Consider the following 10,862-nt stretch of genomic DNA (forward strand, 5'->3'; position numbering starts at 1 on the left):
TCGCTGCAGATTCTGTCAAGCCAGCCTATACCGAGCAATACCGACCAGCGTATCATTTTTCGCCTGCACAAAACTGGACGAACGATCCTAATGGCCTGGTATATTTCAAAGGTGAGTACCATCTATTTTATCAATACAATCCTTATGCGAATGTATGGGGACACATGAGCTGGGGCCATGCCGTAAGCAATGACTTGCTGCATTGGGAGCACTTGCCGGTGGCGTTGCGTGAATATACCGACAAGGTTTCGGGCGATAGTATCATGATCTTTTCCGGAAGCGCTGTTGTTGACAGCGCCAATACTTCCGGATTTTTTAAGAATGGCGAAGGCGGTATAGTAGCCATGTATACTTCGCACGTTCATAAGAATAATCAGCAGCTTTTGCAGCATCAGAGTATAGCCTATAGCGCAGATAAAGGAAGAACATTTACCCGTTATGAGAATAACCCGGTGCTGGATAAAAAGCTGAAAGATTTTCGTGACCCCAAAGTATTCTGGTATGCACCGGGACAGAAGTGGATTGTGACGGTAGTTATACCGGATAAATTCAAGGCGCAGTTCTATGAATCGAAAGATCTGAAAGAATGGAAACTGCTCAGCGAATTTGGTCCAATAGGTGATACGGCAAAGATATGGGAATGCCCCGACCTGGTAGAGGTACCGTTGCTGGATAATCCAACGAAAAAGAAATGGGTGCTTCTTATTTCCAACTCGCATCCGCAAGGGCCAGCGTATGTAGGCATGCAATACTTTGTCGGTAATTTTGATGGAAAGAAATTTATAGCCGAGAATCCCAAGCAATACCCGCTATACCTGGAGTATGGAAAAGATTTTTACGCTGCGGTAACGTTCAATAATATACCACAGCGCGATGGCCGCACGATCCTGTTAGGCTGGGCCAACAACTGGGCTTACGGACAAGCTATACCTACGCATCCATGGCGCAGTGCCATGACACTACCGCGTGAAATATACCTGCGCAATACACCGGCTGGCTATCGCATTGTACAAAGACCTGTGAAGGAGCTGCTCACCTTGCGTGGCGATAGTATACCATCCGAACTGTTAGGGAAAGTTTTTCCGGAAACATCCTTTGAAATTGAATATGAGCTGATAGAAAGCACATCATCTCACGTTGGGTTGAAAATAGTTACCGGTAAAAACGAAGAGTCAGTTATAGGATATGACCGGAAGAAAAGTGAAGTATATTTCGATAGAACAAGATCGGGGAATGTAGCCTTTCACACAGCATTTGCCAGTGTTGAGCGAGTGCCTGTAAAATTCCAGCAGGGTAAATTAAAGCTGCATGTTTTTGTAGATAACTCCATCGTTGAAGTATATATCAACGATGGAGAACAAGTTATTACCGATCAAATATTTCCTACATCTACGGAATATAGCCTGCAACAATTTTCGGAAGGCGGCAATGCTACTACCCATATTCAGGTATGGAAAATGAAGTCGATTTGGTTGGAATAATTTATTTCAAAACGATCTTTTCAATACGCTTTAATCGTTTATCAAATTCATCAATCCGGTCTATTTTCTTGGTAAATTTTTCGATGGTGCCTGCCAGCTTCATGTTTGTAAGCCGTGCTTCAGCCATTTCTAAATTGGTTCGTTCCTGTAGTTTAGCTTGTTTCACCATGATGTGCTCCAGGCTATTCACAGTACGTTCCAGCTTTACATGTGATTGTGATAATTTGTCTATAGTAGGCACGAGCTCAGGCATCAACTCTGTGAGCTGCTCAACTTTCTCTTCGAGGCGCATAACGTTTACTTTATGGATTGATTTAGTCATTGGGCTATCCAAATATAGTATAAATCAACCAACTTTTACCGGCTCGCGATGCCCCACCCAGGTGAAACGCTTCGTTACATACTCAGGATTGGTAAATGAAGCATTGCCTGCGGGGTTGCCTCCTGTAACGTGGAAGTCAGAGAACGCGGCATTCTGATTCATATATATACCACCTATAAGGTTAAATGAAACAGGTGTAGCGGCCAGCGCCATTTCATCGGCGATCTTTTCTTTTATAGCAGCGTCAGTAGTATAGGCTCCGCACGATATAGCTCCGTGATGCAGCGCCATTTCCTGTGCTAATGCTATACTTTGATCGGTGTTTTTTGTTTTGATCAGCAACGCGATCGGCCCGAACAATTCTTTGCTGAATATATCTTTCCCCGATGCATCCACCTCTACAATTACCGGTGTGGCTACACGTGCGTTCTTGAACAACGGGTTCTCAAACGTGCGAGACTTCAGCCATACTTTGCCCGGTAATTTTTCTGCGTTCGTAACACGTTCGCAGGTAAGTTTACTTTGCACCGCACCCAATACAAAAGGTCCGGCTTTCGGATTGTCTACGATACCGTTAATGTTGTCGACAAGTTTTTGTGCAAAGGCATCGAAGGAAACTATACCGGCCGGGGTCTTTATACCGTCTGCAGGTATATAAAAGTTTTGAGGTGCCGTACACATCTGTCCGCTATAGAGAGCAATGGAGAACGCGAGGTTCGCAGCTGCTTTATCGATATCATCTGCCGAATCGAGTATAACAGAGTTTACACCGGTCTTCTCGGTAAATACAGTTTTACCCGTTAACGTCTCCAGGTAACTTCCAAAAACAGAGTTGCCAGTGAAGTCGATCAGTTTTACATCAGCATGTTCTGCCAATGCTTTTGCCAAAGGTTTATCGACAGTATCAACAGCCAACTGACAGATGTTGATGTCAAGATTATTTTCGGCTAATACTTTTTGTATCTCGGCTACTACAATAGCCATGGGTAATATAGCTCCGGGGTGAGGCTTTACGATTACAGCATTACCTGTGATCAGACTTCCATATATACCGGTAACAGAATTCCAGGTGGGGAAGGTAGAGCAGCCTATTACAACGGATATACCTTTGGGTACAGCTCTCCATTCTTTGTTGAGTTGAATGTTAAATTTACCCATTGGTTTATCCCACACCGTTTTGGAAGGGAAGCGTTGCAACTCTTCGTAGCCTGCTGCAATGGCTTCGAGTGCGCGATCGGCAGCATGCGGGCCCGATGCCTGAAATGCCATCATATACCCTTGCCCGGTGGTATGCATAGTAGCATACGCGATCTCAAAGAATCGTGCTTTGATACGCTCGAGCGATTCAATCAATATACCAGCGCGATCGTCTGCTGAAACTTTTCGCCAGGTGTGAAAAGCTTTGCCTGCACGCTCTGTTAATGTTTGTACTGAGAAGTATGGATACAAAATTTTCAGAGGCTCTTGCAGGTAAGGTGATTCTTCCTGACCAATCCAATCTTCCGGACTGGTTTGTTTCAGTTCTTCGAATTTCTTTCCAAGCGATGCTTTAAATTTTGCCTGCGCGTCTGCGTCTGCCGTTTCACCGTATACCGCAGGCGTTGGCTGCTCCGGATATTGTGCAAAGAAAACGCGATCGTGCAACGCTTTTATAGCATTGTTAATAACTGACTTGTGCTTTTTGAAAAGTGACATAACGCTGGTTGTTTAAGTGGTCTCTTATGGGTTAATGATCTTTACTTTATTGTTGCGAACCGAATACTTTTTTCAATAGCTCGGTAGTGCGTGCAACAGGATCCTGACGGACTTTCTTTTCTTCATCGGCAATCAACAGGAATAAACCGTCCATAGCTTTGGTCGTAGCATAATCATTCAGATCAGGATTTACTTTTTCTACCAATGGAATGCGGTTATACTGTGTAACAATATCGCTATAGTATTTTGTGGCGTTTACCTTGTTCAGTGAGTTGGCAATAACGGGTTGAAATTTTTCGCGTAGCTGTGCCGTTGTGGTACGCTTCAGGTATTCGGTAGCCGCATTTTCTGATCCACGCAAAATTCCCCACGCATCCTGTATCGTCATTTGTTTAATAGCATTTATGAAAATAGGTTTTGCTTCTTTCGCTGCATCTTCTGCTCCGCGGTTCAGGGTCATCACAAATTTATCTACCTCGCTTCCGAGTCCTACCTGGCGAAGTTTGTCTTCCACTTTCTTTACATCCGGAGGAAAAGGAATTTTGATACGCGGATTTTTAAAATAGCCATCGAGTTGCGAGGCAAGATCCGATCCGTTCGATATACCTTTCACAAGAGCTTCCTTTAATCCTTCGCCTACTTCCGCAGTAGTTAAAGGTGCTTCCGTATTGAGTGCCTTGTTTACTTCACTCATTGTCTGATTCAATTGCGCGGTGGTACACGCAGTCAATACACATGCTACTAAAATGGTTGATAGAAATCGTTTCATACGTTTTTTAAATTCGCATGAAAGGTAAAGAAAAGTCTACGGTCAAGCATGAACATCCGGCAGTTTTATCCGTCCGTTTATCGCATCAGCCATTACCGGTTTTGTTGCAATCGTTCCGGTGTTATTTCAGAAATATCTTTGCATCCCGCCAGTGCCATTGTCAATTCAAAGTCAGCCATAAAATTGCGAAGTACAGTATAAACACCTTGTTCGCCTGCTATAGCCAGTCCATATACATACGGCCGGCCAATACCTATAGCAGTAGCTCCCAGGGCAAGCGCTTTAAATGCATCGGCACCCCCGCGTATACCACTGTCCAGTATAATAGGAATTTGTTTACGAACTACATTTGCTATAGCAGGCAGTGCATCCAGCGTGGCAATAGAGCCGTCCACTTGTCGCCCGCCATGATTGGAAATAATGATACCATTCAATCCATAATCAATAGCTTTGCTGGCATCGTCAGGATGAAGTATACCTTTTAGCAAGATCGGCAGTTTGGTGTGTTGCCGGAGGAAAGCGAGATCGTTCCATGTGGTTGCCGGGTTGGAATATGTAGCGGTAAATTTCTGCACCGCTCTCACAGCTCTTCCGGATTTTAACTTGCGAATAAAGTTATTCCCCGGATAGTGCTTCACCATGCTGAATAAACCGGCTATACTTTGTAATGTTATTTTGCGATCGACCGGTACGCGATCTTCCGGTTCGTCCAGCATCTTTTGAAAAACCGGATCGGAAGTATACTGTGCTATACCTTTACCTTGCAGAAAGGGTAAATAAGCCAGCTCAAGATCGCGCGTGCGCCAACCAAGCATCGTTGTGTCTAATGTTACTACAATCGCGCTGCAACCACACCGCTCAGCGCGCTGCACAAAACTGGCAACAAGATCATTCGATCGGCTCCAGTATAATTGAAACCACCGCGGACTATTGTTCATAACAGCCGCACAACTTTCCATTGGCTTGCTTGCCTGGTTGGAGAATATATAGGGTATACCGATAGAGGCTGCTGCACGTGCAACAGCAACATCTGCCTCGCGATGTACCATCTCCAACACACCCACCGGAGAAAGTAAAAATGGTGAAGGAATTTTTTGTCCGAACAACGTGATAGAAGTGTCGCGCTGACTCACATCGCATAACATGCGCGGCACAATGCTATACTTTTCAAATGCCTGCCGGTTTTGGAGCATAGTGCTTTCGTGGCCGGCACCGCCCGCTATATAGGCATATGCTTTGCGACTCATGTGTCGCCTGGCATTTTTTTCCAGTAATGCAGGGTCGATATTTACCTGCGGAAGTATACCGGCAAAGCCATTGAGGTATATTTCTTTTTGCCAATCGGGAGCGGAGAATTTCATAGCGATAAATGCAATTCTCTAAAATACTCTTTATACGCGACTTCCGCTATTCATCTTTTTTATAGGTGTCAAGTGTGGCTAGTCGCACCAGGAAAATGATCAGCATCAGTAAAGCCTGCCGGAATATTTTCTTGAAAGGCAATAGTATACCTGGCCACATTTTGTGGCGATGATTGTTGAGACGCATGAATGTGTTAGAACCGGTAGATCAACCCAAGACCAATCGCTGCATGATAGGGCTTTAATGTGAATGGCTCCTGCAGTTTTTCATTGGCGCGTATAGCGTGTGTAAATCCTGGCTGGAGGTATATATTTACCCGGTTGTTCACCGTAAGCTCAAGGCGATAGAGTATCTGATAATTGAAATAGCTGGAACTTGAGTTTTGATAGCTGCTTTCTTCACCTGATTGCCTGAATCCTTTTTGGTATTGCAATCCTACACCAAGCTTGTGCATCAGCTTATCCGTTTTCAGGTGATAAAATATACCGGTAGCTATACCTGCGTTACGCATGCTATAGGAGAAATCTCTCTGCGCTGTGCCGGGTTTGATTGTATAGTGCAGCGGATCGTTATTTTCGATAGTAGTTACTTTGCCCGTACTATATTCGTAGGTAATGGTTTCGCTTTGCTGATAATACGAAGCGCCTATATACCACTCCATCCTGGCGAGTATAGGCACCTGGAAGCCGGCATCGAACGAGAAGCCTGCGCGATTGCCGGAGAATATACCGTCCGACTTTAATCCAGTAACATCCACCTGATCGTTGGCGATAGGAGTGACTTTTTGATAGGCGAGTGTAGGCGATAAAGTGAAGTATACTGCTGGTCTGAATTTTTTAGAATAGCTTTTCTTTTTGATGTCCTCGCTTTTTGCTTTGGATGCAGCTTTCTCTTTTGTGTCTGCTTGCAATGAATCTTTCTCCGTTTTGTCGGATGATGCCGCGGTTATTTCAGTTGAACCGTTGTTGTCCGTAGATGCAGTTTGATTGTAAAATGTGTCCGGTGATTTTTGGGATGTTAGACTGCTATTGGAAGCTATATTGCTTGTTCTGGATGTATCTGTATTTATAGTGTTGTTTGCATCATTGTTCTTTTCTTGGGTAATTGTATTATTTGATTGTTGTGTGTTAGTATTATACTGTGTATTGGTGCGATCAGTAAATATTGAACTGTTTTTCGATGTCGTTACACCATTACCAGATAGCTGTCGTTTGGCAGTAGCGTGTAGCCCGGAAGTGGTATGTAGTTTTTGAGATGACTCTGTGAAGTGATTTTGAGTGGCTTTTTTCTGTGGTACTATATTTTTTGATGAAGAGATAGTTGATGTAGAAATCTTCTGTTGACCGTTGTTGCCGTGTTGATAATTGTCATCTGCCGGAGTTATATCAACCACATCACTGGCTACAGCATTATTGGATTGCTCGCTATTTGAGAATGCAGGAGAAGAGACTACAGGAACCTGTGCCTGCTCCTTTTGTTCTGATGCTGACGAACTATTGGACTGCTGAAGTATATTTTGTTGTACTGATACTGACGTATCGATCGTTATATCTTTTGTCGGTTCAGCCGGAGTAAAATACAGGAAAAGTGCAAGAAGTATAGCTGCCGAAAGAACATCAACTCCAAACTCAAACCACTTACGATGATCGTAGCGCGACAGCGAGAGTATCGCATCAATATCATCCCAATCATCGCCCGGGTCTTCCGTATAATTATCGAGGCGGGTTTTGATGTTGTTCCAAAAATCTTTTTCAGGCAAGCTTTTCATAGCGCTTAATTCCAATCCGGTTTAATTTTTCCTTGAGCAAATACTTGGCGTGATGCAGTTGTGATCGCGATGTGCCTTCAGTTACTCCCAGCAAGGCAGCAATCTCGGTATGGTTATATCCTTCCACTTCAAACAGGTTAAACACCACGCGGCAACCTGAGGGAAGTTCATTGATCACCGTGATCAGAAACTCGTCCGACAGGTTGGCCAGTATATCTTCCGTATCTATACCCGCTACATCATACTCGGTAGATGTATAGAGCGATTGATCTTTTTTTCTCGATCGATGATAGTGATCGATTGCAGTGCGCACGGCAACAGACTTCATCCAGCTTTCCAGTTTTGTAGCATCGGTTACCTGTTCAATTTTCGAGAAGATCTTGATGAAGGATTCCTGCAACATATCCTTCGCGTCTTCTCTGTCTTTGGCGTATCTGCGGCATAATCCCATGAGCCGAGCCTTGAACAGGTCGTACAAGATGCGTTGTGCCGATGCATCTTTCTTTTTACAGCGTTCCAGCAAGTGTTGATACTGCATAAACAGAGTAGGTCTTCACCGTAAAGTGAAGACCGGGGTATGGGTTGTTTTAGTTTCTATACGTATCAATGCACATTTATGCTTACGCTCGCTTCCTGGCATTGCGATCCGTAGCATACTTTATAGCGTAGACTATCCGTGTATGCAGCCGTAGTGTCCAGAAGTTTATAGTCAATTCGATAAGGACTGCGCATGGTAGCTTTACCATATACCGGGGCTTTGGATATACTGAAACTATACTGAGCAGTATCCTGGCAAAGTATATCATTGCTGAATACATAGAGACGAACAGAGTCAGTAGTTACCGTGTCAGCAGGTATATCAAACTGGTCGCTGTTTAACTGCACTGTGCAGGGTGCTTCGTTATACAGATATACTACACCGTAGCCAACTTTGGTGGTATCGGTAGAAGAATATACTTTGTAAATGATCTTGTCGGAAGTGAAAGCGCTGTTGGGAGTATATTGTATATGCGTGCCCACTACGGTAGCTGTTCCATAGTATGGAGGGAAGCTGGTGGCAGGCCTATATATTTCGAGAATCACATCAGAAGAGTCGCCACAGAGAATATCATTTTGCAAAACCGGGATGCTTACGGTGCCGGTAACATTAAATGTAGAGTCGTTGCGCGGATAGTAGCCGCAGGGCAATTGTGTTGTATCGTTCTCTACGATAATCACAATGCTATCGAGGCGGATAAACTGGTTGCTCTCGGAGTAAATTGAGAAGGCAATGGCATCGGTTCCTTTACGAAAAGTATGATCCGGTGAATATTGGAGAAATCCATTGCTGAGTTCGGTTAGGTTGCCATGGCGGGGTTGCCCGGAAACATTCAGTTTAACCGTGCCCAGTGTCTTTACTTTTGAATACAGATCAATATAGGCCGATCCGTTAGGCAGCACATATACTTTCTGATCGCTGATCTCCACCGGGTTTTCATTGGGCGATGCATCGTTTTCCAACACATCGCACGAGTAGAGCGCGATGATCACGGTCGCCAGCAGGAGCGTCCGGATAACGTGAGTAATTTTTGCAGGAATGGTATTCATGGGATTATTTGTTTATTAGGTAAGACTGTTTTCCTTTGCAGAACGTTGGAAGACGTTTAAAATTTTTGCAGGTACATCTATGAAGACAATTCTGGCAGAGCTCCTTACTATTGGAGATGAAATTCTTTACGGACAAATAGTTGATACAAATGCGCAGTGGATGAGTGTTGAACTGAGCAACGCGGGTATCAAAGTAATACGAAAAACAACTGTAGGCGATACCGAACAAGATATACTAACAGCCTTTGCTGAAGCAGAGAAACGCGCGGATGTTATATTGATCACCGGTGGTCTCGGTCCTACAAACGATGATCTTACCAAACCTTGCCTCGCCAGGTATTTCAATTGTGAACTAAAGATACATGAAGAGGCTCTGGCAGAAGTTACAGAGTTCTTTACCAGCCGCGGACGCGAGCTTACGGAAATAAACCGGCAGCAGGCAGCGTTGCCGGTATGTTGCGAAAAGATAACCAACGTACTGGGTACTGCTCCGGGCATGTGGTTTGAACGCAACGGAAAAGTTTTTATGTCAATGCCGGGCGTGCCGCACGAGATGAAGCGCATGATGACCGATCTGGTTATACCGAAGCTGAAGAAAACATTTCAGACTCCGGCTATTCATCATAAAGTAATACGCACGGTAGGTATAGGAGAATCTTTTCTGGCAGAGAAAATTGCCGAGTGGGAGAATGCGTTGCCGCCCCATATCAAACTTGCTTACCTGCCCAGCTTAGGAGAAGTAAAATTACGGCTTACCGGTATAGGAAATACAACGGAGGCGCTGGTGAAAGAAACCGATGCGCTTACGGAAAAACTAAAAGACCGTGTTGGTCAATTTATATATGGATACGGGGAAGATCCGCTGGAAGTAGTACTGGGCAGAAAACTGGCTGAACAAAAGCTTACCCTCTCCGTTGCAGAGAGTTGTACCGGCGGATATTTGTCGCACATGATTACGAGTGTGCCCGGAAGTTCATCGTATTTTCTGGGAAGTATAATTCCATACGACTATGCTATTAAGATGCGACAGTTGGGAGTAAAGCCGGAGACGCTTGAACAATATGGAGCGGTAAGTGAAGAAACGATTCGTGAAATGGCAAATCTTGTTCGCGCTAAATTTAATACAGATATAGGAGTAGCCACGAGTGGTATAGCAGGGCCGGGCGGAGCAACACCCGAGAAACCGGTTGGTACTGTATGGATCGCTTACTCCGACAAACACCAAACCGTTACGCGCAAACTGCAATTATCAAAGGAGAGATTGCTGAATATAAAGATGGCATCGCTTGCTGTGTTAAACTTAATTCGTTTAAGTTTGCCTAAATCCAGTTAGATGTTAGTATGAATGTTAATTTTATTTTTGATCATCGTTATTTGTCAGTAGTAGATCTGCATTTGGAAGGAATAAGAAGTACTAAATTGTTGGAAGAATCTTTATTCGATCCTTACAGTAAATTAAGGGATGTTACACAAGAAGGAGATATATTTCCTGTTTTTGTTTCGTTTGGGTTTTCAGAATCCATGATTCCTATCAAATATACTTTTGAACTTTGTGATGAAATTTTGGTATCTAGACAGGCAAAAATTTTTAATCGACAGGAGATTAAGAGATACTATTGTGGTGGTTAGGATTTGAAAGGTCATATTTTGTATTTTTAATGCTATGAAACAGCCGATAGTTAAATTCTCTGAAGAAGATATCAATGAGCGTTTGAAGACGGGTAAACTTATATCGCACGAAGAATTTATCAAGCGCGTGAAGGCATCAAAAGATCCGAAGAAAACTTCCGAAAAGTAGTTGACCAACCGTTAGTTCATCTCACGAACTGCGAGGTTCTGCTTCTATACTCTTATCTTTTATTTCAAAATTACTGATCC

At 43.8% G+C, this 10,862-nt stretch carries 12 protein-coding genes; 4 read left to right on the top strand and 8 right to left on the bottom strand.

Annotated features, from left to right (window positions below; genetic code table 11):
* A partial coding sequence (locus tag VIN08_RS07725; protein WP_331962701.1) for a glycoside hydrolase family 32 protein occupies positions 1–1,481 on the top strand: 1,481 nt, incomplete at its 5' end.
* 1 nt (position 1,482) lies between these two features.
* Here the strand turns inward: VIN08_RS07725 and VIN08_RS07730 are convergent.
* The 8 genes from VIN08_RS07730 to VIN08_RS07765 all read right to left on the bottom strand — a co-directional run bounded on the left by VIN08_RS07730 (position 1,483) and on the right by VIN08_RS07765 (position 8,984).
* Positions 1,483–1,803, bottom strand: a complete 321-nt coding sequence (locus tag VIN08_RS07730; protein ID WP_331962704.1) for a hypothetical protein — start codon at positions 1,801–1,803, stop codon at positions 1,483–1,485.
* Positions 1,804–1,827: 24 nt separating this feature from the next.
* Positions 1,828–3,498 carry a phenylacetic acid degradation protein PaaN gene (paaN, locus tag VIN08_RS07735; RefSeq protein WP_331962707.1) on the bottom strand — a complete coding sequence of 557 codons (1,671 nt, stop codon included), beginning with the start codon at positions 3,496–3,498 and terminating at the stop codon, positions 1,828–1,830.
* A 46-nt stretch (positions 3,499–3,544) separates the two neighbouring features.
* A complete protein-coding gene (locus tag VIN08_RS07740; protein WP_331962710.1) occupies positions 3,545–4,267 on the bottom strand; it encodes a DUF4197 domain-containing protein in 723 nt (240 codons plus the stop codon).
* A 92-nt stretch (positions 4,268–4,359) separates the two neighbouring features.
* Entirely contained in the window at positions 4,360–5,628 is a 1,269-nt protein-coding gene (locus VIN08_RS07745; RefSeq protein ID WP_331962713.1) for a lactate 2-monooxygenase, read from the bottom strand.
* A 46-nt stretch (positions 5,629–5,674) separates the two neighbouring features.
* Positions 5,675–5,815 (bottom strand): hypothetical protein, encoded by a 141-nt coding sequence (locus tag VIN08_RS07750; RefSeq protein WP_331962715.1) that lies wholly within the window; start codon positions 5,813–5,815, stop codon positions 5,675–5,677.
* A 7-nt stretch (positions 5,816–5,822) separates the two neighbouring features.
* A complete protein-coding gene (locus VIN08_RS07755) occupies positions 5,823–7,397 on the bottom strand; it encodes a hypothetical protein (protein WP_331962718.1) in 1,575 nt (524 codons plus the stop codon).
* Complete coding sequence (locus VIN08_RS07760; protein WP_331962721.1) at positions 7,381–7,935, bottom strand: RNA polymerase sigma factor; 555 nt, start codon at positions 7,933–7,935, stop codon at positions 7,381–7,383. Before VIN08_RS07760 ends, VIN08_RS07755 begins: the two co-directional genes overlap by 17 nt.
* A 65-nt stretch (positions 7,936–8,000) precedes the next feature.
* The gene (locus VIN08_RS07765; protein ID WP_331962724.1) at positions 8,001–8,984 is read right to left on the bottom strand and encodes a hypothetical protein; all 984 of its coding nucleotides are present in this window, start codon (positions 8,982–8,984) and stop codon (positions 8,001–8,003) included.
* A 79-nt stretch (positions 8,985–9,063) separates the two neighbouring features.
* Here VIN08_RS07765 and VIN08_RS07770 point away from each other — a divergent pair, with 79 nt between their 5' ends.
* The 3 genes from VIN08_RS07770 to VIN08_RS07780 are packed head-to-tail and all read left to right on the top strand — an operon-like array spanning position 9,064 to position 10,782.
* Positions 9,064–10,317: a competence/damage-inducible protein A gene (locus VIN08_RS07770; protein WP_331962727.1), complete on the top strand. Its 1,254-nt coding sequence runs from the start codon at positions 9,064–9,066 to the stop codon at positions 10,315–10,317.
* A gap of 8 nt (positions 10,318–10,325) precedes the next feature.
* On the top strand, positions 10,326–10,613 hold the full coding sequence (locus VIN08_RS07775) for a hypothetical protein (RefSeq protein WP_331962730.1): 288 nt from the start codon (positions 10,326–10,328) through the stop codon (positions 10,611–10,613).
* A 34-nt stretch (positions 10,614–10,647) separates the two neighbouring features.
* Entirely contained in the window at positions 10,648–10,782 is a 135-nt protein-coding gene (locus tag VIN08_RS07780; protein ID WP_331962733.1) for a hypothetical protein, read from the top strand.
* Positions 10,783–10,862: the final 80 nt, after the last annotated feature.

It is taken from the genome of Ohtaekwangia sp. (assembly GCF_036568665.1).
Classification (GTDB): domain Bacteria; phylum Bacteroidota; class Bacteroidia; order Cytophagales; family Cyclobacteriaceae; genus Ohtaekwangia.

Coding starts and splice junctions, on each gene's coding strand:
- VIN08_RS07730 (WP_331962704.1), bottom strand. CDS start 1,803: ATGACTAAATCAATCCATAAAGTAAACGTTATGCGCCTCGAAGAGAAA.
- VIN08_RS07760 (WP_331962721.1), bottom strand. CDS start 7,935: ATGCAGTATCAACACTTGCTGGAACGCTGTAAAAAGAAAGATGCATCG.
- paaN (WP_331962707.1), bottom strand. CDS start 3,498: ATGTCACTTTTCAAAAAGCACAAGTCAGTTATTAACAATGCTATAAAA.
- VIN08_RS07745 (WP_331962713.1), bottom strand. CDS start 5,628: ATGAAATTCTCCGCTCCCGATTGGCAAAAAGAAATATACCTCAATGGC.
- VIN08_RS07775 (WP_331962730.1), top strand. CDS start 10,326: ATGAATGTTAATTTTATTTTTGATCATCGTTATTTGTCAGTAGTAGAT.
- VIN08_RS07755 (WP_331962718.1), bottom strand. CDS start 7,397: ATGAAAAGCTTGCCTGAAAAAGATTTTTGGAACAACATCAAAACCCGC.
- VIN08_RS07750 (WP_331962715.1), bottom strand. CDS start 5,815: ATGCGTCTCAACAATCATCGCCACAAAATGTGGCCAGGTATACTATTG.
- VIN08_RS07780 (WP_331962733.1), top strand. CDS start 10,648: ATGAAACAGCCGATAGTTAAATTCTCTGAAGAAGATATCAATGAGCGT.
- VIN08_RS07765 (WP_331962724.1), bottom strand. CDS start 8,984: ATGAATACCATTCCTGCAAAAATTACTCACGTTATCCGGACGCTCCTG.
- VIN08_RS07770 (WP_331962727.1), top strand. CDS start 9,064: ATGAAGACAATTCTGGCAGAGCTCCTTACTATTGGAGATGAAATTCTT.
- VIN08_RS07740 (WP_331962710.1), bottom strand. CDS start 4,267: ATGAAACGATTTCTATCAACCATTTTAGTAGCATGTGTATTGACTGCG.